The organism is Vibrio sp. Vb1018, assembly GCF_033338775.1.
GTDB lineage: Bacteria > Pseudomonadota > Gammaproteobacteria > Enterobacterales > Vibrionaceae > Vibrio > Vibrio alginolyticus.
On sequence record NZ_JAWOTI010000017.1, the window covers coordinates 89,265 to 115,463 of the forward strand.

At 44.7% G+C, this 26,199-nt stretch carries 22 protein-coding genes and 1 other annotated feature; of the genes, 10 read left to right on the forward strand and 12 right to left on the reverse strand.

Translation table 11 applies throughout. The features are described 5' to 3' along the window. Positions 1-6 precede the first annotated feature (6 nt). Positions 7-1,677 (reverse strand): sensor histidine kinase, encoded by a 1,671-nt coding sequence (locus R7Z10_RS17210; protein WP_318101988.1) that lies wholly within the window; start codon positions 1,675-1,677, stop codon positions 7-9. Between the two features lie 193 nt (positions 1,678-1,870). Then, positions 1,871-3,355: a carbon starvation protein A gene (locus R7Z10_RS17215; RefSeq protein WP_005381914.1), complete on the reverse strand. Its 1,485-nt coding sequence runs from the start codon at positions 3,353-3,355 to the stop codon at positions 1,871-1,873. A gap of 280 nt (positions 3,356-3,635) precedes the next feature. On the opposite strand from R7Z10_RS17215, the gene R7Z10_RS17220 reads away from it, so the two are divergent. Continuing rightward, positions 3,636-3,977 (forward strand): DUF2799 domain-containing protein, encoded by a 342-nt coding sequence (locus R7Z10_RS17220; RefSeq protein WP_005381912.1) that lies wholly within the window; start codon positions 3,636-3,638, stop codon positions 3,975-3,977. A 113-nt stretch (positions 3,978-4,090) separates the two neighbouring features. Then, positions 4,091-4,363, forward strand: coding sequence for a hypothetical protein (locus R7Z10_RS17225; RefSeq protein ID WP_053350226.1), 273 nt, complete (start codon positions 4,091-4,093; stop codon positions 4,361-4,363). A 51-nt stretch (positions 4,364-4,414) separates the two neighbouring features. On the opposite strand, the gene murQ is transcribed toward R7Z10_RS17225, so the two are convergent. Together murQ and R7Z10_RS17235 are read right to left on the reverse strand one after the other, a co-directional pair. Then, a complete protein-coding gene (gene murQ, locus R7Z10_RS17230; RefSeq protein ID WP_017636161.1) occupies positions 4,415-5,344 on the reverse strand; it encodes an N-acetylmuramic acid 6-phosphate etherase in 930 nt (309 codons plus the stop codon). 36 nt (positions 5,345-5,380) lie between these two features. Then, on the reverse strand, positions 5,381-6,493 hold the full coding sequence (locus R7Z10_RS17235; protein ID WP_158157247.1) for an anhydro-N-acetylmuramic acid kinase: 1,113 nt from the start codon (positions 6,491-6,493) through the stop codon (positions 5,381-5,383). Positions 6,494-6,592: 99 nt separating this feature from the next. Between R7Z10_RS17235 and nagZ the strand changes: the two genes are divergently transcribed. From nagZ to tyrA, 3 genes are all read left to right on the forward strand, one after another. Beyond that, the gene (gene nagZ, locus R7Z10_RS17240) at positions 6,593-7,576 is read left to right on the forward strand and encodes a beta-N-acetylhexosaminidase (RefSeq protein ID WP_064369000.1); all 984 of its coding nucleotides are present in this window, start codon (positions 6,593-6,595) and stop codon (positions 7,574-7,576) included. A gap of 207 nt (positions 7,577-7,783) precedes the next feature. Continuing rightward, positions 7,784-8,860 carry a 3-deoxy-7-phosphoheptulonate synthase gene (locus R7Z10_RS17245; RefSeq protein WP_318105371.1) on the forward strand — a complete coding sequence of 359 codons (1,077 nt, stop codon included), beginning with the start codon at positions 7,784-7,786 and terminating at the stop codon, positions 8,858-8,860. Between the two features lie 21 nt (positions 8,861-8,881). Next, complete coding sequence (gene tyrA, locus R7Z10_RS17250; protein WP_005381901.1) at positions 8,882-10,009, forward strand: bifunctional chorismate mutase/prephenate dehydrogenase; 1,128 nt, start codon at positions 8,882-8,884, stop codon at positions 10,007-10,009. Between the two features lie 77 nt (positions 10,010-10,086). On the opposite strand, the gene R7Z10_RS17255 is transcribed toward tyrA, so the two are convergent. From R7Z10_RS17255 to ettA, 3 genes are all read right to left on the reverse strand, one after another. After that, positions 10,087-11,088 (reverse strand): M23 family metallopeptidase, encoded by a 1,002-nt coding sequence (locus tag R7Z10_RS17255; protein WP_005381900.1) that lies wholly within the window; start codon positions 11,086-11,088, stop codon positions 10,087-10,089. Between the two features lie 39 nt (positions 11,089-11,127). Beyond that, entirely contained in the window at positions 11,128-11,487 is a 360-nt protein-coding gene (locus R7Z10_RS17260; protein ID WP_033906113.1) for a PilZ domain-containing protein, read from the reverse strand. A 230-nt stretch (positions 11,488-11,717) separates the two neighbouring features. Beyond that, complete coding sequence (ettA, locus tag R7Z10_RS17265; protein WP_005381894.1) at positions 11,718-13,385, reverse strand: energy-dependent translational throttle protein EttA; 1,668 nt, start codon at positions 13,383-13,385, stop codon at positions 11,718-11,720. Between the two features lie 373 nt (positions 13,386-13,758). Here ettA and R7Z10_RS17270 point away from each other — a divergent pair, with 373 nt between their 5' ends. Together R7Z10_RS17270 and trpR are read left to right on the forward strand one after the other, a co-directional pair. Further along, the gene (locus R7Z10_RS17270; RefSeq protein ID WP_203345674.1) at positions 13,759-15,696 is read left to right on the forward strand and encodes a transglycosylase SLT domain-containing protein; all 1,938 of its coding nucleotides are present in this window, start codon (positions 13,759-13,761) and stop codon (positions 15,694-15,696) included. Between the two features lie 13 nt (positions 15,697-15,709). Next, positions 15,710-16,018 (forward strand): trp operon repressor, encoded by a 309-nt coding sequence (gene trpR, locus R7Z10_RS17275; RefSeq protein ID WP_005381892.1) that lies wholly within the window; start codon positions 15,710-15,712, stop codon positions 16,016-16,018. A gap of 110 nt (positions 16,019-16,128) precedes the next feature. Here the strand turns inward: trpR and yjjX are convergent, their stop codons facing one another. From yjjX to bamD, 5 genes are all read right to left on the reverse strand, one after another. Then, entirely contained in the window at positions 16,129-16,662 is a 534-nt protein-coding gene (gene yjjX, locus R7Z10_RS17280; protein ID WP_199267684.1) for an inosine/xanthosine triphosphatase, read from the reverse strand. Between the two features lie 24 nt (positions 16,663-16,686). Further along, positions 16,687-17,865, reverse strand: coding sequence for a prephenate dehydratase (pheA, locus tag R7Z10_RS17285; protein ID WP_017636154.1), 1,179 nt, complete (start codon positions 17,863-17,865; stop codon positions 16,687-16,689). 12 nt (positions 17,866-17,877) lie between these two features. Next, positions 17,878-17,999, reverse strand: a sequence feature (Phe leader region). A 108-nt stretch (positions 18,000-18,107) separates the two neighbouring features. Then, positions 18,108-18,434 carry a ribosome-associated translation inhibitor RaiA gene (gene raiA / locus R7Z10_RS17290; protein ID WP_005381889.1) on the reverse strand — a complete coding sequence of 109 codons (327 nt, stop codon included), beginning with the start codon at positions 18,432-18,434 and terminating at the stop codon, positions 18,108-18,110. Positions 18,435-18,759: 325 nt separating this feature from the next. After that, complete coding sequence (locus tag R7Z10_RS17295) at positions 18,760-20,241, reverse strand: lytic transglycosylase F (protein ID WP_315956861.1); 1,482 nt, start codon at positions 20,239-20,241, stop codon at positions 18,760-18,762. Positions 20,242-20,389: 148 nt separating this feature from the next. After that, on the reverse strand, positions 20,390-21,118 hold the full coding sequence (bamD, locus tag R7Z10_RS17300; RefSeq protein ID WP_005381876.1) for an outer membrane protein assembly factor BamD: 729 nt from the start codon (positions 21,116-21,118) through the stop codon (positions 20,390-20,392). Between the two features lie 136 nt (positions 21,119-21,254). On the opposite strand from bamD, the gene rluD reads away from it, so the two are divergent. The 3 genes from rluD (at position 21,255) to clpB (ending at position 25,680) form a co-directional block, all read left to right on the forward strand. Beyond that, positions 21,255-22,232: a 23S rRNA pseudouridine(1911/1915/1917) synthase RluD gene (gene rluD / locus R7Z10_RS17305; protein WP_005381875.1), complete on the forward strand. Its 978-nt coding sequence runs from the start codon at positions 21,255-21,257 to the stop codon at positions 22,230-22,232. A 1-nt stretch (position 22,233) separates the two neighbouring features. Further along, positions 22,234-22,962: a peptidoglycan editing factor PgeF gene (pgeF, locus tag R7Z10_RS17310; protein ID WP_005381874.1), complete on the forward strand. Its 729-nt coding sequence runs from the start codon at positions 22,234-22,236 to the stop codon at positions 22,960-22,962. A gap of 144 nt (positions 22,963-23,106) precedes the next feature. After that, positions 23,107-25,680: an ATP-dependent chaperone ClpB gene (gene clpB, locus R7Z10_RS17315; RefSeq protein ID WP_005381873.1), complete on the forward strand. Its 2,574-nt coding sequence runs from the start codon at positions 23,107-23,109 to the stop codon at positions 25,678-25,680. Positions 25,681-26,199 lie beyond the last annotated feature (519 nt).

A 26,199-nucleotide genomic window follows, 5' to 3' on the forward strand; every position in this document is an offset into this window, starting at 1 on the left:
GTGCTTTTATGATTTTGGGGGAATGATAAAGCTCATTTTAGTAAATTGATGTGGCTCGCACGTAATTTTTAGCGCTGCATCACGTCCAAATTGATTAGTGAGACGCTTGTCGACAATTTCTAAACCTAGCCCTGAGTGGTTTTCTTTTGGCGGCTCAAAACTGCCTGCGTTGTCTTCGACGGTAATCAAGTGACCTTGTGGGTGTGCTTCGCTGTATATATGAACTTTACCACCTTCAAGCATGTTTGAAATGCCATGCTTAATGGCATTCTCAACCAAAGGCTGGAGTGTAAAGCTTGGTAATTTGATGTCCAGCAATTCAGGTTGAATATCGATTTCAACCTCTAAGCGGTCCGTAAAACGCGCTTTTTCGATGCTCAAGTACGAGTTCACATGTGCAAGCTCTTCCTTTAACGTCACGGTATTAATGTTCTGCTTTAAATTGCTGCGGAAGAAGTGCGATAGATTTTGGATTAGCTCGCGCGCTTTGTCAGGGTCACGACGAGTAATCGCACTAATAGTATTGAGTGCATTAAACAAAAAGTGTGGATTCACCTGAGCGTGAAGCAATTTTATTTCTGCTTGGGCGAGTAAGGCTTGTTGTTGTTGGTAATCGCCATAAAGGATTTGGCTAGATAGAAGCTGGGCTATTCCTTCCGCCATCGACATGTTGGCCGTCGAGAACAATTTACGCTTCGGTTCATACAGCTTTATGGTACCAATGACCTCTTTCCCTGCACGCAGTGGGATGATCAGCGCAGATCCGAGCTTGCAATCTTTTGCAATGGAGCATTGGTATGGACGCTCCGCGCCATCAAGATAAATGATGTCGTTTTTCTCCATGGAGTCTAATGTGCTTTGCGATGAAATCGGCGTGTTTGGTTTATGGTGATCATCGCTAATACCCACAAACGCCAAGATTTTTTCTTGGTCAGTAATCGCGACAGCGCCCACTTTGGTTTCTTCGTAAATAATACGCGCGATTTTCTCTGCGTTTTCGGTGTTGAAGCCGTTGCTTAGAATTCCCACTGAGCGATCAGCAATGGTGAGCGCTCGACGCGAAAACGTCGCAGAAAACTTTTCAAAGATTGCTTTTCTGTCTTGCAGGATACTCATGAACAACGCCGCACCAAATGAATTCGCGATGATCATAGGCGCTGCAATAGCGGACACCAGTTCATAGGCTTGATCAAAAGGTTTCGCGACGGCGAGCAGCAAAATCATTTGCACCACTTCTGCAACAAACGTGACGCTGAATACGACGCTTGGATTAAACAGCAATGCGCCTTTATTTCGCTTGATAAGGTAAACGTGGAGTAAGCCACCAATTACGCCCTCGGCGGTGGTTGAAATTGCGCAGGCTAGGTCAGTAAAGCCACCAAGAGAGTATCGATGGATGCCACCAGTAAATCCGACGGCGAAACCTACAACAGGTCCACCAAACAGCCCGCCCATAACTGCGCCGATCGCACGAGTATTGGCAATAGCATCGTTGATGTGCAGACCGAAATAGGTGCCGAGAATACAAAAGCCAGAGAAGAGTACGTAACAAATTAGGCGGTGGCTTAAGCGCGAAGAAATACTCAGCAAAGGTAAGATGATTGGCGTTTTACTTAGCATGTAAGCCAAAACTAAGTACACACACATCTGTTGTAAAAGGGAGATGACCAGTTCCATAGTGAACCTAACCTAGAATCAATGTTGTTATTGTATACCTAAGTAACCTCAAGATGCTTGGCTCAGATAGATAAGAACAGCTAAGTAAATGATGCTGCGCTGTGCTTTCTGAACCTTAAAGTGACTTGGGTATAAAACAAAAAGAGCCTGCAATTGGCAGGCTCCTATCTTAGTCACTCAGATGTGACGAGTATTACGCTGTTTCTGATACGGCTTGTGGTTTCTCTTCGTCAGCCAGTTCAGTTTCACCTTTACCCTTAGAGGTTTTGATAACGTAACCTGTCACAGCTAGGGCAAACACAATACCTACGATAGTTGATAGTTGCATTGGCAGACCAAAACCTAGCGAGCTGTTGTTTAAGATGAACGTGACACATACCGTGGTCATGAAGATAGCTGGGATAGTGGTAATCCAGTGCAGCTTGTTGTGACGCAGAAGGTAAGCGGACGCAGTCCAAAGCATCATTACCGCTGTTGTTTGGTTTGCAAAACCGAAGTAGCGCCAGATAATGCCGAAGTCTACTTGAGTTAAGATACCGCCGATAACGAACAGTGGAAGTGCCATCAGTAGACGGTTACGTAGCGTTTTTTGTTCCATGTTGAAGTATTCAGCAAGGATCAAGCGGCTTGAACGGAACGCTGTATCGCCAGACGTAATTGGTAGGATAACCACCCCCAGGAACGCAAGGATACCACCGAACACACCTAGCAGACCAAATGATGCGCTGTATACCACGTTACCAGGGCCACCGTTTTTCACAGCTTCTGATAGAGCGTCTAGAGAGCCGAAGAAAGACAGAGCGATAGCACACCAAATTAGCGCGATAACACCTTCACCAATCATTGCACCGTAGAATACGAAGCGACCGTTTTTCTCATTTTCCATACAACGCGCCATCAGTGGAGACTGAGTTGCGTGGAAGCCAGAGATAGCGCCACATGCGATAGTGATGAACAATGCAGGCCATAACGGCATGTCATTTGGGTTGAGGTTAGAGAACATGTCCGAAACTTGGAAGTCACCCATTACTGTGTGTTCGCTAGAGAAAGCAACGGCTGTCATTAGGCCAACAGACATAAAGATAAGTAGGGCGCCAAACAGTGGGTAGAAACGACCAATGATTTTATCGACAGGAACAATCGTCGCAATGATGTAGTAAGCAAAGATAGCAATAACCATTGTAGTCATGCTTACGCTCAAGCTTGTTTGATCATTGATGAGGTTAGTAATCATGCCAGCAGGGGCTGAAACGAACACTACGCCAACTAGAAGCAATAGGACAATGGCAAAAATATTCATAAAGTGTTTTGCGCCATTACCTAGGTAGCGACCTGTAATGGTAGGTACAGATGCACCGCCGTTACGCACTGAAAGCATGCCTGAGAAGTAATCGTGTACTGCACCAGCAAAAATACAACCGACTACAATCCAAAGCATCGCCGCAGGACCGTATAGTGCCCCCATGATCGGGCCAAAAATTGGACCAACACCTGCGATGTTAAGTAGTTGAACTAGGTAAACTTTCTTTGTTGACATTGGAACGAAGTCAACACCGTCCGATTTGGTGTGAGCTGGCGTTTGGCGTTTTTCATTGATGCCGAAAATCTTCTCGACGAAAGCGCCGTAGATGAAGTATCCGCCGATTAGGGCTGCGACACAGGTTAGAAACCACATCATAGCAATTGTCCTTGGTCTTAGTTGGGTAGGGTAATTTTTTAATCTCAGGATGCATGTTATGCGTCGCTTGTGTTAAATGCATTCGGTTAGTAGATGAGTGGTCGAATAGAGCACTGAGTGGTCGATATGCTGCTTGAGCGGTTTTTAAAAATGGCGAAAGGTTGATGACAGTCTTGAGTGGCTGATTTGAGTCATCAGTGGTTCAATCTGCAAGCTCAGCGGCAAGCGCCAATAATTAGTGGTAAGCTTATTTTTGAAAACAATTACTTAAGGAAGAACCATGAAAAAGGTAACGGTAGGTCTGGCACTGGCTTTACTTGCAGGATGCACAGCAACGACAGCAGATCTTGCCAAGTCGGGAGATTGGCATCAGATCGGATATCAAGATGGCATAACCGGACACACATCGCGCACGATGAGCGAGCTTCGTGAGTTGGGTAGTGTTAAGCAAAGTGACTACGACCAAGGTTATTTAGAAGGTTTACGTGAGTACTGTAATCCTGCTTTTGCGTATCAAATGGGGTTATCTGGTCAGTATTACGAAGGGGTTTGTGAAGGTACTGAGCAAGCGCAAAAATTCCGCATGGAATGGCAACGTGGTTGGAATGAATACTCAAATTAATAGTCAATAAAGCCGTTGTTACACTGTCTGCATCACATAAATGTGGCAAAATCTTTCTTATTAAACTATGTTCATACTGCTTGATAGTGAGCACAGAAAAAAGGAATCACATTATGTCAACGCAAATGGCTGGTGGCTGGAGTCCATTTCATGAACTCACAGCAGATAATAAAGAAGTATTTGCTAAAGGTATCGAGGGGTTTGTCGGTGTCAAATACTCCCCTTTGGTTGTGGCTACTCAAGTCGTAGCCGGACAAAACTATGCGTTTTTCTGTAATGCAGAAGTTGTCTACCCTGGAGCACAACCATACCCAGCAATGGTTCATATGTTCAGTGACCTTGAAGGTAAAGTCGGTATTACTCACATTGAACGATTGAACTACTAAATTAAGCCATAAAAGGCGCCTGACTTTTAAATAAGTGAGGCGCTTTATTGATTAAGATTGATTAGTTTGCGCGATCACGACTTTTCTTAAATATCCTTGCTTGGCGTTCAGTTGCTCAGTCGCGCTTTCTCTATCCAGCCCGGTTAAAATCATCAAAATCGCTAACTTGGCGTCGTAGTCCGTTTCTTTGAGCGCCGTTTTAGCCTCTTGGTTAGTACAATCTGTTGCTTGCATAACAATACGAGCCGCTCTTGCAACTAGCTTTGCATTCGTCGCTTTCACATCTACCATTAAGTTCTGATAACTTTTGCCCAGGCGAATCATGCTTGCGGTAGTGAGCATGTTTAGTACGAGTTTTTGTGCCGTCCCTGATTTTAAGCGAGTGGATCCCGTTAACGCTTCAGGTCCAACAACGGGGCTAATCGCAATATCAGCAATATCTGCAATCGGAGAGTCAGGGTTACAAGATAGTGCTACAGTGGTGGCACCAAGCTCGTTCGCATACTCTAAGCCACCAATCACGTAAGGTGTTCGTCCACTTGCCGCAATACCAACGACGACATCGCGTTGTGTTAGAGTATTCTCTTTAAGATCTTGCTCACCCAATGCTGGATCGTCCTCCGCCCCTTCTTTTGCACGGAACATTGCCTCTTTTCCACCGGCAATAATACCAACGACCATCTCTGGATCTGTGCCAAAAGTTGGTGGGCATTCTGAAGCGTCCAAAACGCCAAGTCGACCACTGGTACCCGCACCGATGTAAAACAACCGACCTCCGACCTTAAATGCTTCCGTGATCTTATCAACGGCTTCAGCGATCTCAGGCAACACTTTTTCAACGGCAAGAGGAACGAGTTTGTCCTGTTGGTTGATGCGTTGAACAATATCGAGAGAAGGCAGCAAGTCGATGTCCATGGTGTCTGGGTTTCGCCCTTCAGATACCAGATGGGATAAAGCTGCGATAAGTGCATCGTTCGTCATAATGAATTAAGCCTTTTTGTTTAGGATCTATTGCCCTTAATTTTTTGAATAGAGTACACCCAGTGAAGCGAGACGACTTGCCCCCGTAACTTCCGGTAAGTTGCTAGGGAGGCCGTGAATATGGCGCTGCGCAAGCCAAGCAAACGCCATTGCTTCCATGTAGTCGCCATCAACGCCTTTTTCTGCCGTTGTCGCAACGCTCCATTGTGGCAATAACTTAGCTAGTCGCTGCATCAAAAGTGGGTTTCTTGCTCCACCGCCACAGACCAATAGTTGAGGTGTGATGCCATGAGAAAACTTGTCGACTTCGTTGGCAATGGTAATTGCAGAATACTCGCAAAGTGTACGTTGTACGTCTTCGATTGGTAAATTGTGATGGGCCAGTTGTAGATGCAGCCAGTCAATATTGAACAGTTCTCGCCCGGTACTTTTAGGGGCAGGCATGGCGAGGTAAGCTTCTTTGAGTAATTGAGTCAACAAAGTAGCGTTTACCGTTCCTTTAAGTGCAAATTGTGCATCTTCGTCGAAGCTTTGCCCAGTATGCAGCGCACACCATGCGTCCATCAACATATTGCCCGGGCCTGTGTCATAGCCAATGACTGGTTGTTCTGGATGCAGTACCGAGATATTGGCAATGCCTCCAATGTTAAGTACCACAGTTGTGGAATCCTGCATCGCAAAAATGCTTTTATGGAAAGCAGGGACGAGTGGGGCACCTTGTCCACCTAGCGCCATGTCTTTACGACGAAAATCCGCTACCGTATCAATGCCTGTCTTGACCGCGATAATGTTGGCATCGCCCAATTGAGTGGTAAACGGCAAGTTTCCGGTAGGCTGATGGAACACTGTTTGACCGTGATTACCAATCGCACGAATTTGCTCTGCGACGTAACCAGACTTATTGAGCAGCTGTAACACGGCATCTGCAAATAGGTGGCCGAGCTGGTGGTCAAGTTCACCTATGGCTTTTAAATTTGTTGCTTGACCGGTACAAACAGATAACAGCATGTCTTTTAGTGCTGCGGGCATTGGGTAGTCGTCGTGCGCAATCAGACGAACGTGCTCATCGCTTATTTCAACTAGAGCGGTATCAACACCATCCATACTCGTTCCAGACATCACACCAATGTACAGTTCGTTAAATTTCATAGCCGATCTCGTCAATTCTTCATTCACTTATTGTAAAGCAAATCTGAAGCGAATAACCTCATCGAATACGAGATATTCAGCCGATTTTGAGGAGAAAACATGGGACCGTTATGGGTTGACGTTGCGGGGTATGAACTGACCGCTGAAGACAAAGAAATCTTGGAGCATCCTACGGTTGGTGGCTTAATTCTATTTGCTCGCAACTATCATGATAGCGAACAGCTTCAAGCACTTACTCAATCCATCCGAAAGGCGGCTAAGCGCCCGTTTTTGATCGGTGTGGATCAAGAAGGCGGCCGAGTGCAGCGCTTTCGTGAAGGTTTCTCATTAATTCCTGCTGCTGATGAGTACGCTAAACATCAAAATGGTGAAGAGCTTGCTCGTATGGGCGGTTGGTTAATGGCAGCAGAGCTGATTGCCCATGATATTGATTTAAGCTTTGCCCCGGTACTTGACCAAGGCCATCAATGTAAAGCGATCGGTAACCGTGCATTCGGTGAAGATGCCGATACCATTCTTCGCTATAGCACTGCTTATATGCAAGGAATGAAGAGTGTTGGCATGGCAACGACAGGCAAACACTTCCCTGGACATGGTGGCGTGATTGCAGACTCACATCTAGAAACACCATACGACGAGCGCAGTGATATTTTTGAACAAGATATGGCGATCTTCAAAGCGCAAATTGATGCCGGTATTTTAGATGCCATGATGCCTGCTCACGTGATTTTCCCACATTATGATGCTCAACCAGCCAGCGGTTCTGAATACTGGTTAAAACAGGTTCTGCGTCAGCAATTGGGTTTTAAAGGTTTGGTTTTTTCGGATGACTTGACCATGGAAGGCGCTGCGATTATGGGCAGCCCAGCCGAGCGAGGTGCTCAAGCATTGAGAGCTGGCTGCGATATGTTGTTAATGTGTAATAAACGAGAAGCGCACGTTGAAGTATTAGACAACTTACCGGTTTCAACCGTGCCACTCGCGGATGCATTACTGAAAAAACAGTCATTTTCTCCAAGCGAACTTAAGCTATCTCAAGAGTGGAAAGCGGCGAGTGAAGCGATGAAACGCTTGACTAGCTAAACCTCTTGTAAAAGATTCAAAACGGCGATGAGAAGCCAAAGTTAATTATGCTTTGGCTTTTTATTTAACTGTAAACTTTAATTTACACTAAATGTTTTTTATTATGTACGCTTGTTTTTCTTTTTTAGCCTGTTATCTTGTCGTTAAAGCTTAGTTGTCTCACCAAGGGTTTGGTTGGTTGTAAAAATAAATATACAGGTTAGAGTTATGCAGAAAAGTGAGTTGAGCAATATTAATATTATCGAAGAACAGGTTCTTATTACTCCGGAGGAACTAAAAACCAAGCTTCCTTTGAGTGAAAAAGCACGTCGCTTTATTCAAGAGTCTCGTCAAACTATCGCTAATATTATTCACAAGAAGGATCACCGCCTGCTTGTTGTATGCGGTCCATGTTCTATCCACGACGTAGAAGCGGCGAAGGATTACGCAAAGCGCCTTAAAGCACTCTCTGAACAACTAAGTGACCAACTGTATATTGTTATGCGTGTTTACTTTGAGAAGCCGCGCACCACGGTCGGCTGGAAAGGCCTGATCAATGACCCACACCTAGACGGCAGTTTCGATATTGAACACGGTCTGCATGTTGGACGCGAACTTCTGGTGGAGCTGGCAGAGATGGAAATCCCGCTCGCGACTGAGGCTCTAGACCCAATTAGCCCACAATACTTGGCGGATACTTTTAGCTGGGCAGCCATCGGTGCTCGTACGACGGAGTCACAAACTCACCGTGAAATGGCAAGCGGCCTGTCTATGCCAATCGGTTTTAAGAATGGCACGGATGGCAGTTTGGCAACCGCAATTAACGCGATGCAAGCTGCGTCCTCTAGCCACCGTTTTATGGGAATTAATCGTGAGGGACAAGTCGCACTATTAACCACCCAGGGCAATGCTAATGGACATGTGATCTTACGTGGCGGCAAGCAAACTAACTACGATTCGGTATCCGTCACTGAGTGTGAGCAGGAGATGGCGAAATCTGGTCTTGATGCTTCATTAATGGTGGATTGCAGTCACGCCAACTCACGTAAAGATTACCGTCGCCAGCCATTAGTCGCGGAGGATGTGATTCATCAAATCCGTGAAGGCAATAAATCTATTATCGGTCTTATGATTGAAAGCCATATCAATGAAGGAAATCAATCTTCTGACTTAGCTCTTGAAGAGATGAAATACGGTGTATCTATCACTGACGCATGTATCAATTGGGATTCAACTGAGACACTATTACGTCATGCACATGAAGAGCTAGTGCCTTTCTTAGAAAATCGTCTAAAGGCTAATTAATACAGGATTTAAGGAACATCAATGGCAGTTGAACTTAACGCATTACGCGATCAGATTGATGCAGTCGACAAGCAAATGTTGGAGCTATTGGCTCAGCGTTTAGCGCTCGTAGAGAAAGTTGGGGAAGTAAAAAGCGAACATGGTTTGCCAATTTATGCTCCAGACCGCGAAGCGGCGATGTTAGCTTCTCGTCGCGCTGAAGCTGAAAAAATGGGAATTCCTCCACAGCTTATTGAAGATATTCTGCGTCGAACAATGCGTGAGTCTTATGCCAGCGAGAAAGATTCCGGTTTTAAGTGTTTGAACCCTGATTTACGCTCAGTTGTTATTATTGGTGGTAATGGTCAATTGGGTGGCCTGTTTGGGCGTATGTTCAAATTGTCGGGCTACCAGGTCAAAGTTCTCGGTAGTAAAGACTGGGATCATGCGGATGAGATTCTAGACAACGCGGGTTTAGTCGTGGTCACGGTGCCGATTCATCTAACGGAAGGGGTGATCGAAAAACTGGGGAACTTGCCGCAAGACTGTATTCTGTGTGACCTGACTTCTATCAAATCGAAGCCTCTGCAAGCAATGTTGAATGTGCATCAAGGTCCTGTGGTTGGTTTGCACCCAATGTTTGGCCCAGATGTTCCGAGCCTTGCCAAGCAGGTTATTGTGTACTGTGATGGCCGTGGTCACGAGCATTACCAATGGCTATTGCAACAGTTTGGGATTTGGGGCGCAAGCTTGTGCCAAATCGATGCACAAGAGCACGATCATGGCATGACGTTGATTCAGGCGCTGCGCCACTTCACGTCGTTTGCTTACGGTATGCACCTTAGCAAAGAGAATCCGAACATCGATCAGTTGTTGAAGTTAAGCTCGCCAATCTACCGCCTTGAATTGGCGATGGTGGGACGACTGTTTGGTCAGGATCCGAACTTGTACGGTGATATCATTTTCTCTTCTCAAGAGAATATCGATATGATCAAGCGATTCCATCAGCGTTTAGGTGATGCAGTAGCGATTCTGGATAGCAGAGACAAAGCGCGATTCATCGAAAGCTTTAAGCAGGTGAGTGATTGGTTTGGTACTTATTCTCAACAATTTATGAATGAGAGCCAAAACTTACTCAAACAGGCGAATGATAATATTCATCGCGGCTAATCACGGGTCATTTAGCCGTGCAGAGTCCGAAACAAAAAGAGCAGCGTAAGCTGCTCTTTTTCGTGTTGATGGACAAATCAGTTCGTCGCAGTATTACTCGTATCTTCACTTGATACTGTGTTGATACTGGTATCGCGATAGGGTGAATTGGTTAAATTGACTTGTAGGCGTACAACGTTATCAATCAATTGAACCAAAGGTCCCCATTTCACTTTTTTCTCTTTTTCAAAGACGTCATTGAAGTTTTCTGGCGTCCACTCCATTAAGTATTGAGGGTTGAGTGCTCGTCCGAGGAAGCGTACTTCATAGTGCAAGTGTGGCCCTGTGGAGTTGCCAGAGTTACCGCATTGAGCAATGATGTCGCCTTTACTAACAAACTGACCGCTTTTCACTTTGAAGCGTTGTAGATGAGCAAAGGAGCTCATAAAGCCAAATGAGTGACGAATGGTGACATAGTTACCATAACCACGATTGCTCGGGCGAACGGTTTCCACCACACCGTCAGCCGGTGCCAGGATCTCTTCTCCTCTTTTACAAGTCAGATCGATACCAGTATGAACATGCCTCTTACCTGAAATCGGATTAATACGACTGCCGTAAGAAGAAGAAATACGTTGGTATGTGACTGGGCTGTCATTTGGTATCAAACGGAACATCGTCGCGCGAACAGCAGAATCGATAGCGGCTGCGTCAATTCGCTCCTCTAACCCCATGCTGTTCTCATCGATCATCAACTCTTCGTCTGCGAGACCTAAAACCGATTCAACGTCGAATACCCGTTTGCCCAATAGCTGAATTTGATTGTTTTTGTCCGTCAAAGACTGGGAAAGCGAATGATTGGTATCAAGCTGTTCTTCGTAAAGAGCCGTCACTTCGGCCTTTTCACTTTCCAGTTTGGCGATGATTTGTGTTAGTTCGTCTTTATTGTGCATCTGCTGCTGATTAAGGTACCACGCGCCACCAACGACGGCGGGTAATGCCAATACTGAAGCAAATACTGCTAGGACCGAACTGCGGCCCAAATAGAACTGCTGATCGCCGTCTTTCGTCGGGATCTGCATGATGATTTTTTTAGACATAGTTATTGTTACTTAAATAGGCGTTCATTTATTTTTCTCCTAAAAACCAGAGAGGTGCTCTAACTCTCGATTCAGAAGGTCGTTATTGCCTACATTCAATTCTATAAATCGTTTTAGTTGGCTAATGCTTTCGATGTCTATCTTAGCGATCTTCAACCTAATCTCACACTTAGAGAGATCCACAACTTGCGCTTTTAACGTAATCACTTGTTCGGATTGATCAAATGAAAAAGTCACATGGACTGGAAGGGTTGGATCCAAAGCCTCAGTCTCTTCCACTTTCATGAGTAAACCATGCAAGGAAAGATCTTGAATCCTAGCTTCAATTGCCAAGTCACGTTGTTCTATCTTAGCTGGAGCTTGATGGAGAATACGTGAAAAGCGTCGTCTCTCTGTCATATGAATATTCTCGTCAGGTCGTCAAACAGAATTGAATAGTATATCAATACGAACAAAAAATGTTCGATTGTTGTTTGAAAAGTGTCGAGGTCGCTACAGAGTGACGTAAGTGCTATGTCATGTTCTTAACGAACGAGACGGGCTAATGAGCTCTTTTTATAACAAAGAAAACAAAGGCCGCTATGATAGCGGCCTTTGTACAAATTACAATCAAACTTTGTGGGTTGCGATTACTTCGCAATACGCTTGTATTTGATACGGTGTGGTTCTGCGGCTTCAGGACCCAATGTTTTCTTCAACCAATCCATGTACTCTGTGTAGTTACCTTCGTAGAAGTTAACTTGGCCTTCGTCACGGTAGTCAATGATGTGGGTAGCGATACGGTCAAGGAACCAACGGTCGTGCGAGATAACCATTGCACAACCAGGGAACTCTAGTAACGCTTCTTCTAGAGCACGCAGTGTTTCAACGTCAAGGTCGTTGGTTGGTTCGTCGAGTAGCAACACGTTACCGCCCGCTTTAAGCAGCTTCGCAAGGTGGACACGGTTACGCTCACCACCCGATAGTTCACCAATAATCTTTTGTTGGTCACTGCCTTTAAAGTTAAAGCGTGAACAGTATGCACGAGCTGGGATTTCGAAGTTGTTGATCTTAATGATATCAGCACCTTCAGAGATCTCTTGGAATACGGTTTTAGAATCGTCCATGCTGTCACGGAACTGATCGACAGATGCTAGTTTTACTGTATCGCCCATCTCAATTGTGCCCGAGTCTGGTTGTTCAGTACCACTTAACATCTTGAATAGCGTCGATTTACCTGCGCCGTTAGCACCGATGATACCAACAATTGCACCTTTAGGGATGCTGAATGACAGGTCATCAATTAGAACTCGACCGTCAAATGACTTGGTCAGGTTCTTCACTTCAATAACCTTATCACCTAGACGCTCACCTGGTGGGATAAATAGTTCATTGGTTTCATTACGTTTTTGATGATCAGAGCTTTGCAGTTCTTCAAAGCGAGCCATACGTGCTTTTGACTTCGCTTGACGACCTTTAGGGTTTTTACGTACCCACTCAAGCTCTTTCTCGATAGTCTTTTGGCGAGCACTCTCTTGGGAGGCTTCTTGTTGTAGACGAGCGTCTTTTTGCTCCAGCCATGAGGTGTAGTTGCCTTCCCATGGGATACCTTCACCACGGTCCAGTTCTAAGATCCAGCCCGCAGCGTTATCTAGGAAGTAACGGTCGTGGGTGATGGCTACTACGGTACCTGTGTAATCCACTAAGAAGCGCTCTAGCCAAGCCACTGATTCTGCATCTAGGTGGTTGGTAGGTTCATCAAGCAGTAGCATGTCTGGCTTAGAAAGTAGCAAGCGACAAATAGCCACACGGCGGCGTTCACCACCTGATAGGTGCGCAATTTTTTGGTCCCATTCAGGTAAACGAAGTGCGTTTGCCGCACGCTCAAGCGCATTTTCTAGGTTGTGGCCATCTTTCGCTTGGATAAGGGCTTCTAGCTCGCCTTGCTCTTTTGCAAGTGCGTCGAAGTCTGCATCTGGTTCAGCGTATGCTGCGTAGACTGCGTCCAAACGTTTCAGAGCGTCAGCAACGTCAGCAACCGCTTCTTCAACAACTTCACGAACGGTTTTTGATTCGTCTAATACTGGTTCCTGAGGTAGGTAACCTACGTTTAGACCAGGTTGTGGACGCGCTTCACCGTCGATATCCGTGTCGATACCTGCCATGATACGTAGCAGTGTGGATTTACCTGCACCGTTCAGACCTAAAACACCGATTTTCGCACCAGGGAAGAAGCTCAGAGAGATGTCTTTAAGAATTTGACGCTTAGGTGGCACAATTTTGCTCACCCGCGACATGGTATATACGTATTCAGCCATTGCCGATCGTTCCTAAATTAACTGTCATTCAAACCCATCATTTTATACCAAGTGCTTTGTTTTTGTTACCGCATTGCAAGAATTTCCCTAACGAATGGATTTCTTATTTTGAGCTGACCGGAAACTTACACGGTTAGGGTATACACTTTTGTTATTCGTTAAGAATGACGAAGTGTTTTCTATGCGAGTTAGAAACGCTTTGTCTCCATCGTCTTAAAAGTTTGACGAGTACAATTTTTAATACACTAAGTTGCTTTACATGGACATCTGCATTCTGTGTAAATAGATGCATGTGTGAAAATTGCCTTAACATCACATGAACTCTAACAAAACTAGGCTTTAGGGCAGTATATGTCTGGGGAAAATGACACAAATGAGATTCAACGTATCTGAATTGGCTAAAAACGTATGCTGCGCCGCCGCGTTGTGTGCTATGAGTTTGAGTGCTAATGCCGCGCTGAGTTTGGAAAAGCAGCGCGAAGTATATGAGCAAGCTCAAGATTTATTAGATAAAAATGACATCGATGGATACCTTTCGATTCGTCCTAAAATTTCTAACTATCCACTAACGCCTTATGTGGATTACCGCACTTTTATTAGACAGTTACCGGAAAAGTCACCACAACAGGTAAACGAGTTTATTTCTGAGCACGAGTCTTTTCCATTTTCTCGTCGAGTTCGCGCTCCATACCTCAATCATCTTTATAAGCAAAAAGATTGGAAAACCATTACTGAGTTTCAAAAAGTCATTCCTAGTGGTGAGCGTTACCAATGTATTTTCTACGTCGCTCAGTTAAAGCAAGGCAAGAAAGTCGCGGCATTTAAAGGGGCTGAACATATGTGGTTACGTGGCATCAGCATTGCTGATGAGTGTGACCCATTATTTGCGGCATGGGACAAGGCGGGTGAGCGTACCGATGAACTGATTCTACAGCGTATGTTACTGGCGTTTGATGCTCGTAATGGCGGTTTGATGAGTTACTTGCTCAAACTGCCTAAATCAGCGCAGGCAAAGCAACAAGCCAAAGAAATGAAAGCGTTGTTTGATAATCCTTCAAGTGTTGCGGAATTCGCGAAGAAAAAACCTGCGAATGATTTTAATCGAGCGCAAAGTGAATATGCGTTAGAAAAGTTGGCTCGTATGAACACTAGCCAAGCACAAGGTGCGTACGATGCCGTCATTAAAGGACAGAAGTTTTCTCCAGAAAAAGCGCAAGAACTTGCCGACTATATTGCATTTCGATTGACTCGTACGGAGTCTGAGTCATTAGCTAAATGGCGCGATGATAAAACGAAAACCAGTCAGTACTTACCGTTGATTGAAACGCGCATCCGCTTAGCGATTCAAAATGCAGATTGGAAAGGCGTACAAGAGTGGATTGCTGTTCTAAATAAAGAAGAACAAGCCACGCTACGCTGGCAATATTGGCTTGGAAGAAGTGAAATAGCGTTAGGTGATGACATCGCGGGGAAACAGCGTTTAGCAACTCTGCTTGGGCAACGAAACTTCTACAGTGTGGCTGCCGCCAATGCAATCGGACAATCAATCAAATACCCAACGCATACGGTTAAGTTGGATAAGAAAGTTGTTCAACCCTATCAAGACTCGTTAGCTCGTATCGAAGAGTTGATCGCGACGGATAAAATCGCAGCAGCGAAGAGTGAATGGGCACACTTACTGCGCCGCGTAGGAAAAGATGAAAAGGCGATGTTGGCGGCTTATGCATCATTTAAACGTTGGCATCACCTAACGGTGACCGCGAGTATTCAAGCGCAGATGTGGGATAATATCGAACTTAGGTTCCCAATAGCACACCGCTGGTGGTTTAACTTTTATGCGAAAAAGCACAACATTGATCCCGTCACGATGATGTCTCTCGCTCGACAGGAAAGTGCGTTAGATGTTGAAGCCCGCTCTCCAGTTGGCGCTCGTGGTCTTATGCAGATCATGCCTGCGACGGCGAAGTACACGGCACGTAAATATAAGTTGAGTTATCAAGGTACGCAGGATCTCTACAATGTAGGAAAAAATATCGAAATTGGTAGCCATTATTTGCAAGGTTTATTAGAGGATTACGATAATAATCGTATTTTTGCTCTTGCTGCTTATAATGCAGGTCCTAACAGAGTAAAAACGTGGCGAGAGCGTACCCAAGGAAAAGTGGATGCTTATGCCTTTATTGAGGCAATTCCATTTAAAGAGACGCGCGGTTATGTACAAAACATCTTGATGTTTGAAACATACTATCGTGATCTTTTGGGTATCGATGGCGCGTTCTTGAATCAACATGAGATCAATACCAAGTATTGAGTGAGGTAACTTGATGTCGCACGAACCCGAGTACAAAGACTGGCAACAGATTATTGAGCTAATTCGAACAAGTATGGGCACCCAGCAAGATGACATGCTGTTAACTATGCTGATGTCACGTGATGAGAGAGAGTCATTAATATCACGCGTTAATATAATTAACGAACTTCTTAAAGGAGAATTATCTCAACGTCAGATCAGTCAGATGCTTGGTGTGGGCATTGCCACCATTACTCGTGGCTCTAACGAACTAAAGTCGAAATCTGATGAAGAAAAAGACAAGTTGAAAGTCTTGTTAGAACAAGTTGCGGTATCTAAGTAGACAGTATATCCAATTTGCTTTTAGGCCTTGGTGTTACAAGTGACTAAGATAACGTATTACAAAGGGCGGAAATATCCGCCCTTTTGCGTATCTAGAGACTAGGCTGAGTGTTATAAATTTGAAGGAAAATGCTCAGGGTTTGTGAATGGAATTAAAGCCAGAATCAAGGCTTGGTGATAGACCGAGCTTCGAGTTAGCTGGTTTTGGGTTAGCAGGCTAATAGCGCCACCTTTCTGTTTGATATTATCAGTACCAAACACTTCGTCCATTACATCTCCCAATTCATTCGCATCCTTGAGTTTTTCCAAGACTTTTGGCGGCAACATTAAGCTTGCAGAACGAGATTCACCGCGGTGAGTCTCTGATTCAACCACCATCCAAGCAAACGTCACGTTTGCTTCAATTCCCGCTTCGAGACCGACATAGTAATCCGCGTTTGGCATCTCTACTTTTGCGTTTTTAACGCGGTTTAGCGCACCACGATGAGTTTCTTCATTCGTCATGGGCTGATCTGCGACCTCACTCGGTACACTGACGCCAACGAAGTTGAATTCTTGATGCGGAAATGCATTACGAAATGCACTTTGAACTGCATTAATTTTGGCTGGGTTTAGCGATGCGATTACGACTTTTTGGGTTGCCATGATCTTTTTACTCACTGGTGTCTATTAACTCAATTTTACTTGCGTAGGCTTTACGTTCTCACTCGGGTAACAGCCTAATACTTTCAAGTGCTTAGTGATTTTTGTTAGCTCTTCAAGTGCCTGTTGCATTTCTGTCGAAGCAAGATGTGATGTCAAGTCTACGTAGAACATCTCCTCCCACGGGTTCCCCATAATTGGGCGTGATTCTAGCTTGGTCATATTGATGCCGTAACGTTGCAGCACTAATAGTGTTTCAACCAATGAGCCTGCCTCTTGGGAGGTCGACATGATCAATGTGGTTTTTGCTGGAATCTGAGTAGAAACTTCAACCGGTTTACGAGCAACCACGATAAAGCGAGTATGATTTTCGGTTTGGTTTGCGATGTTGCCTTGAATTGCTTGCAAGCCATATAGCTTACCGCTTGATGCATTACCAATTGCAGCCACATCATCACGATCCATCTCTTGGACTTTCTGCATTGCATCTGCTGTGCTCGCGCAGGACTCCAGCTTTACCCCTTTCATACGGCTTAAAAACTCACTGCACTGTTGGTGTGGCTGAGGGTGAGAATACAGCGTTTTAATATCTTCCAGACGAATGTCTTTTTTCGCAACCAAGCAGTGTTCGATTGGTTGAGTTAGCTCTCCAACGATGTAAAGCGTCGTGTGTTGTAGTAAGTCATACACTTCATTAATAGAGCCTGAGCTGGTGTTTTCGATTGGCAGAACGCCATAATCAGCATGGCCAGATTCAACCGTTTGAGTCACTTCTTTAAAGTGCTCGCAGTTGAGCTCGATAAGCTCTGTATTTTTACGACTGAAGTATTCGCGACTTGCCAAGTGCGAATAAGAGCCTTTGGCTCCTAAAAAAGCGACGCGAGCAAGTGGCTTACGGCTTTGCTGTGGGTTAACGAGATTTTGCAGATAACTTTGTTGAAGCAGAACTGAGTCTTCAATGATGGTATGGAAAAGTTTGGTGATGTACTGCGCGTCAAGTTCGTATTTATCTTGGCCATTAGAAATCAGCTTGACCAATAATTGCTGTTCACGGACGGCGTCGCGAACAGGCTTTGAGGTTTGTACTTTGCTTTTGGCTACTTCAATGCTGAGTTTACGGCGCTCAGACAATAAGCTGAGAAGTTGGTCATCCAACTCATTCAAGCGTAAACGAATTTCTTCGAGGGAAATAGGTTGGTCAGTCATCAATTCTTTCCTTATAAAAAAGCCTCCCGATTTGGGAGGCTTTCTGTTTGTTTTTGACTTTTCTTTCACAAACGAGTTAGCCCCTCCAACTATGGGAGGAAAAAGAAGTCAAAAATAAACAGTGAGGTTAAATGCATAAATAGTGCTTAATTTATGAGTGTTTAAACACAATAAGCAAGGCTGGGGAGAGCGTCAAGCAAAAAAATAGCGCCTTTCGGCGCTATTTCCTCAATCTGTTCAGTTTACTCTTCTTCTTCCACTAGCTCAGGCTTACTTGCACGTCGAGCTTCAGGTTTGTGGGTCAGCTTGTTCAATTGTCGTTCTAGTTTTTGCTCCACTTCGTTGATAGCTGCGTAAAGATCTTCGTGAGTTGCTGAGGCAATGAGCTGGCCTTTAGGAACTTTGATAACCGCTTCGAATTTCTTCTGTTTGTTTGGTTCCTCACTGAAAGTTGCTTGGCAACCAATTAGGTCTACTTGCCATTTCTCCAGTTTTTTAAATTTGCTCTCAATATGAGCTCGGATTGCAGAGGTGATTTCGATGTTTTTGCCAGTGATATTCATTGTCATAAGTGTTTTTCCTCTGTTGCATCCCTCATGGGTTGAGTTCAGATTACCGCTTTAAGCATAAAAAAATGTGATTCAGATCATTATTTTGCTCGGGTTTTTTATGATGAAAAATGAATGTGATCTCACTCAAGAACTTCTGAGATTTATCGTGAAATTGCTTGTTATCGGTTAGTAAATCCGTAGATTGAATAGAGTACTCAGCTGAAAACGGCCTCGTTTTTAGGGAAGTTTTACGGCCTAATATTTGAGGTGGTTAAAATTTAACTACACGTAAGGTGTGATGACGATCACTGAGTCTTTCCAATGAATCCATTTAAAAAGCCGCTTACTGTACAAGCGGCTTTTTACTGTCTGGCATTTGGCTGACTTTTCGTAGCGGTATCATGAAAATGGGGTCTTTTGGGGCTAGTGAAACCCTTTCTAGACTTTTGACTTGGTCCAAACTTTCTAGTTGTTTGTATATTATGTAGTAGCGATTAATGCTTGTGACGTACCCAACCGTTGAGCTTAAACTTTTCCGCATAACGACTTCCACGTTATTAAACCAAACATTAGGATCGTAACCTTGTTGGGCTGCACGCTTACGAATACGCTCTACATTGCCGGGGCCCGCATTGTAAGCCGCCAATGTAAAGTAGAGTTTATTTTGTGCAGTAATATCAGGATCACTGAAGTACTGCTTACGCAAAAAAGCTAAGTATTTCACTCCAGCATGAATGTTGTTTTCTAATTGTCGAACATTTTTGATATTGATATTCGGATCTTGAGCGGTGCTGGGTAGGACTTGCATTATGCCAACGGCACCTCGGCTTCCAACTAGGTCGTTATTAAATCCTGATTCCTTGTAAGCGATTGCTGCGATCAGTAAATAGTCGATATCGTATTTCTCACCATAGCGTGAAAATAGCGCTGCGAGTTTTTCTAGTTGAGCAATTTTCTTAGGGTTAAGAGCTCTGTTCAACCATCCCGTGTTATCGATGTATTTACCGTAAATAACGTTACCGAGTAGTGTCCCAGAGCGAGACTTCTGGATGAACTTATTCACGACGGCTTTTAATTTGGGACTATTTTCTCGCATTGCCCAAGCAATTTTGCCATTTTTGCGGATAGGGATTTTTTTGTGCACCCGAATATCATCCATCACTTTCAGCCAAAGCTTGGCTTTATGGCTATCGAGAACAATGGCTTTGACGTAACCATTGTTGAGCATTCCGACCAGCTCATAATCTTGAAGTGTTTCTTCAATAAAGTGCACGATAACAGGCGGTAAGCCTTTTTTGTTTAGTTTCTTATTTAGTGTCTGAATGCTTTCAAAGTAGCTAGAGCTGGCGCGCACCCAAATCTCTTTGCCGCTCAGTTGTTCGATTTTCGTCATCGTTGGTGTGCTTTTGTTTGTCACTACCCACTCTTGAATGTCAGTGAGAATGGGTGAACTGAACTCCACTTTCTGTTTGCGCGTGTCGGTAATAGTCAGGTTGGCGACAACTAAGTCACCTGAACCGTTTTCTAAGGCTGGCAGTAGCTGGTCGCGGGCAACAGGAATAATTTGTACGTTAAGCTTTGGTTTGATTTTACGAAGGTCTTTTTCGAAATGCGCCAGCAATTCCGCGCCTATGCCTTTTGGTGTGCCGCCCTCAATGTAGTAAAAGCCTAAATCAGCAGAAACTAAGACGCGCAGTACATTCTTCTCCTTGATGACATCGAGGTCCCCAGTATAAGGAGGCTGTTTGAGCGGCGAGATTTGCAGTGCGCAAACGGAAGCAGACAATAGGAGCAGCATAACTGCGCAAAGCTTAGATATCGTCACGTTCACATCCTTTTTATAAAGGGGGGAGGAGAACTTTAAGCATATGTGGAGCTAGGAAGATCATCAAGAAAGGGCTGAATACACTATTGAGAGTAGTAAAAAACCGCCACGGTAAAAACGGTGGCGGTTCAGTTTAAAGCAAGTTCAATTACTTCACAGGGTTGAGCTCTATAAGCTTTTCAGTTCTTGCTACGGCGTCTTCCAAACCAAGTTGCTTGTAGGCCTCTAGCTGGATAGTCAGTGACTTACGTGCAGCTTCTGTGTCTGGATACGCTTTTTGTAGCTCTTGGCTGCGATTAATAGCAGCGACCCAAGCTTCACGGCGAAGGTAGAAGTCAGCAGTCGCTAAATCATAGTTCGCTAGACGGTTTTTCAGCGCGACCATACGTTTTTGTGAATCTTCTGCATATGGGCTATTCGGGTAACGTTGAAGTAGTTTTTTGAAGTCATCAAACGCTTTTTTTACCGGTTCAGGATCGCGATCGCTTCGATCTACGCTGAATAAATCATGCATAAAGTTACGATCTTGCGCCATGTGGCTTAGACCTCGCATGTACAGCACCCAATCCATCTTTTCATGGGTTGGGTTTAAACGCATAAAGCGAGAAATGGTTGCCAAGCCCAAAGCAAGGTCGTCGTTTTTGTAGTACGCATAGATTAGGTCAAGCTGCACCTGTTCAGAGTAGGCACCGAATGGGTAACGTGAGTCTAATGCTTCCAGTTTCTCAATTGCAGAAAGCCAATTACCACTTTGAAGAGAAATCTGTGCGTCTGCATACAGTTCCGAAGGCGGCACATCAGGAACGATTTCTTCTTTGCTTGCACATCCAAACAGAAGGGATACCGCTAAAAGGCCTGTTAAAGTCTGACGTTTCATATCAGGAGTCTGTTCCTTGAATCTAAATATTTCTTAAGCTGCCGTTACTTTCTTTCCAGTAACAGATACAATGACGTAATAGTCTATTTTTTCACAGTCGTGAGCATTAGTCTCACAGTTTTTAAAAAAGTTCGATATGGCTCAGCAGATTGTATTAACAAATACCGTAAAAGATAGCCAGTTAGGTCAACGTTTAGACCAAGCTATCGCCGAATTATTCGCGGACTTCTCTCGCTCGCGCCTAAAAGAGTGGCTGCTTGATGGGAAAGTTCAAGTTGATGGTGAAGTTGTCACTAAACCTCGTACCAAAGTAATGGGTGGCGAGGAAATTACATTGCAAGCCGAGTTAGAAGATGAAGAACGCTGGGAAGCGCAAGATATCCCGCTAGATATTGTCTATGAAGATGAAGATATTATCGTTATCAACAAACCTCGTGACTTTGTGGTTCATCCGGGCGCTGGTACGCCTGATGGCACTGTACTTAATGCGTTGTTGCATCATTACCCTGATATTGCAGAAGTACCTCGTGCAGGTATCGTGCACCGTTTGGATAAAGACACAACGGGTTTGATGGTGGTGGCGAAAACCGTTCCTGCACAAACTCGTCTGGTTCGCGCACTGCAAAAACGTAATATTACTCGTGAGTACGAAGCGATCGCTATTGGTCGTATGACTGCGGGCGGTAAAGTGGATCAACCTATTGGTCGTCACTCTACTAAGCGCACGCTTATGGCGGTGGCACCAATGGGCAAACCAGCAGTAACGCACTACCGTGTTGCTGAACGCTTCCGCGAACACACGCGTATTCGTTTGCGTCTAGAAACGGGTCGTACGCACCAGATTCGTGTGCACATGTCTTATCTTCAGCATCCGCTGCTCGGTGATATTGCATATGGTGGACGTGCTCGCATCCCGACAGGTGCGTCTGAAGAGCTAACGGCAATGATCCGGGGCTTCGATCGCCAAGCATTGCACGCAGTAATGCTGCGCTTTGAGCACCCAATTACGGGCGAAGTTCTTGAGTTTCATGCTCCAGTGCCTGATGACATGGTTGTGATGACTGAAGCGCTTCGTCAAGATACAGAAGAGCACGGCTTACCGGAAGAATTCTAATATGAAGACGATCATTCCGAACTGGCCAGCGCCTAAAAATGTCAAAGCTTTCGCCTCAACACGCATAGGCGGATTTTCGACAGGCCCTTACCAAGGGCTAAATTTAGGTACTCACGTTGGGGATGATTTGTCTTTAGTAGAGAAGAACCGAGCTTGGTTGGCGCAACAGGCAAGCATGCCAAATGCGCCAATCTGGTTAAACCAAACGCATTCAACCGTTGTGGCTCAAGCAAATGAACCAACAACACAGGTGCTTGATGCGGATGGTGTATTTACTTCTTCAAGCCATGTTGTTTGTTCAGCGATGACCGCCGATTGTTTACCTGTATTATTGACTAATACACAAGGTACGCAAGTAGCCGCTGTTCACGCAGGTTGGCGCGGCTTAGCAAATGGCATTGTCGAAAATGCGTTAGCGTTGTTTTCTGGTGAAGTGATAGCGTGGCTTGGCCCCGCCATTGGCCCTCAAGCCTTCGAAGTGGGTGAAGATGTTCTGCAAGCTTTTGTTGATTTTGATTCACAGGCGAATCAAGCATTTGCTCCACGCGATATCGACGGTAAATGGTTTGCTGACATGTCGGTGCTGGCAACGCAACGTCTAAACCGGGCTGGTGTGACACAAGTGTTTGATTCTGGACTTTGTACTTACCAAGATAAAGCCTCTTTTTACTCTTATCGCCGTGATGGTAAGACTGGTCGACAAGCAACCTTTATTTGGATCGAAGACTAGCTATAAGCACCAAAGTGCTAAGATGCATACTACTATTTTTGCAAAGCTATCTTTATTCATTCACTCCCTTGAAATTCCCCACCCGAGTATCCATCTTTCTAACTGTCAAAAGAATTTCCTTTAGTTGAGGTTAGGAAGGTAGATATGCGTCTTGATCGATTCACAAGTAAGTTTCAAATCGCTATCTCTGATGCTCAATCACTAGCGTTAGGGCGCGATCATCAATATATCGAGCCAGTTCACCTCATGGTGGCTTTGCTTGATCAAAATGGCAGTCCAATTCGTCCATTGCTTACTATGCTGGATGTGGACGTAACGCATTTACGCTCTAAATTGAGTGAAATGTTAGATCGATTACCAAAAGTCAGTGGCATCGGTGGGGATGTTCAGCTCTCTAGCTCGATGGGCACATTGTTTAACCTGTGTGACAAAGTGGCGCAAAAGCGTCAAGACTCCTATATCTCGTCTGAAGTCTTCCTGCTTGCCGCTTTAGAAGATCGCGGACCATTGGGGCAATTGCTCAAAGAGATCGGCTTAACAGAGCAAAAAGTCAGCCAGGCAATCGAAAAGATCAGAGGTGGTCAAAAGGTCAATGATCCGAATGCAGAAGAGCTTCGTCAAGCATTGGAAAAGTTCACCATAGACCTTACCGAACGTGCAGAGCAAGGTAAATTGGATCCGGTTATCGGCCGTGATGATGAAATCCGTCGTACTATCCAGGTATTGCAGCGTCGTACTAAAAACAACCCTGTGATTATCGGTGAACCAGGCGTAGGTAAGACAGCAATTGTTGAAGGCTTAGCGCAGCGCATAGTTAACAATGAAGTACCTGAAGGTCTGCGTGGTCGCCGTGTGCTATCACTGGATATGGGCGCACTGGTTGCTGGCGCGAAATACCGTGGGGAATTTGAAGAGCGTTTAAAATCAGTATTGAATGAACTTGCTAAAGAAGAAGGCAACGTCATCCTCTTCATTGATGAACTACACACTATGGTCGGTGCTGGTAAAGGTGAAGGCTCAATGGATGCGGGCAACATGCTAAAACCGGCATTAGCTCGTGGTGAGCTGCACTGTGTTGGCGCAACAACATTGGATGAATATCGTCAGTACATCGAAAAAGATGCAGCATTAGAACGTCGTTTCCAAAAAGTGCTGGTGGATGAGCCGACCGTTGAGGATACCGTGGCGATTTTACGTGGCTTGAAGGAGCGTTATGAGCTTCATCATCACGTCGAAATTACCGACCCAGCGATTGTTGCTGCGGCGAGTTTGTCACATCGCTATGTCTCCGACCGTCAGTTGCCGGATAAAGCGATTGACTTGATTGACGAAGCGGCTTCAAGCATTCGTTTACAAATTGACTCTAAGCCAGAGTCCTTGGATAAGCTTGAGCGTAAAATCATCCAACTCAAAATTGAGCAACAAGCACTAAGTAACGAGCACGATGAAGCGAGTGAAAAGCGTTTGAAAGCGCTTAATGAAGAACTCAATGAAAAAGAACGTGAGTACGCTGAACTAGAAGAGGTTTGGAATACAGAAAAAGCAGCTCTTTCTGGCACTCAACATATTAAGTCTGAGCTTGAACAAGCTCGTATGGACATGGAGTTTGCTCGCCGTGCTGGCGATCTAAACCGTATGTCGGAGCTTCAATATGGTCGTATTCCTGAACTTGAGAAGCAGTTAGATCTTGCAACCCAAGCTGAAATGCAGGAAATGACGCTATTGCGTAATAAAGTAACCGACAACGAGATTGCAGAAGTACTTTCTAAGCAAACCGGCATTCCGGTATCCAAGATGCTAGAAGCGGAAAAAGAGAAACTACTTCGTATGGAAGACGTGCTGCATAATCGTGTGGTAGGGCAAAGCGAAGCGGTCTCTGTTGTATCGAATGCCATTCGTCGTAGTCGAGCTGGGCTTTCTGATCCAAACCGACCAATTGGCTCCTTCTTATTCTTAGGTCCAACTGGTGTGGGTAAAACAGAGCTTTGTAAGACACTTGCGAGCTTTATGTTCGACAGTGAAGATGCGATGGTCCGTATCGATATGTCTGAGTTCATGGAGAAACACTCAGTGGCAAGATTGGTGGGTGCGCCTCCAGGCTATGTCGGATATGAAGAGGGTGGTTACTTAACTGAAGCGGTTCGTCGCAAGCCGTATTCGGTAATTTTGTTAGACGAAGTAGAGAAAGCGCATCCGGATGTATTTAACATTCTGCTGCAAGTTCTCGATGATGGGCGTTTAACGGATGGTCAAGGTCGTACTGTTGACTTCCGTAATACGGTTGTGATCATGACATCTAACTTGGGTTCATCTCGTATCCAAGAGAATTTCGCAACATTAGACTATCAAGGTATCAAGAGTGAAGTGATGGATGTGGTTAGCAAACACTTCCGCCCAGAGTTCTTGAACCGTGTTGACGAAATCGTGGTGTTCCATCCACTTGGTCAAGAGCACATTAAGTCCATTGCTTCTATTCAATTGGAACGTTTGGCGAAACGACTAGAGGAGAAAGGCTATCAACTAGAAGTTTCCGACAAAGCACTCGACTTGATCGCTCAAGTTGGTTTCGATCCTGTGTATGGTGCGCGTCCTTTAAAACGTGCAATTCAGCAGAATGTCGAGAACCCGTTAGCCAAATCAATTCTTTCTGGTGAAATCGTTCCAGACAAGACAGTGCAGCTAATTGTTACTAATGACCAAATTTGTGCTCATCAATAATTGTATGGATACAGTAAAATTGAGATAAAAATCACACTAAAGGGGCCGTTTGGCCCCTTTTCTATAGTTTTTTAGAGTCTTTTGTCTGTTTTCTATACGAATAAACTAAAAAGGTGAGTTTTTTTAAAAAATGCACTTGTGTTCTTTAATGAACTCCCTATAATGCGCCTCCGTTGTCACGGGAAAGCAAGTGAAGCGGAACCTAAACAACTACGGTTAGTGAGTTAAAATTAACTCGCAGATAAATAACTTAAAAAAGTGTTTGACACGATAAGTTATCTAGCTAAAATAGCCGTCCACTTTGAAGAGAACTTCGAAGTGTGCTCTTTAAAAATATAGACCTATCAATCTGTGTGGGCACTCGTTGATGATAATCCAATTCGATACTTCGGTATCAAATTAGGTTTCAATGATACGAAGTGACCATTGAATCTTCGGATTCAGCACAGTCAATTCAAACATTACTTATGTAATGTTCAGTATTCATTGAGCCGAACAAAATCTTAAATTGAAGAGTTT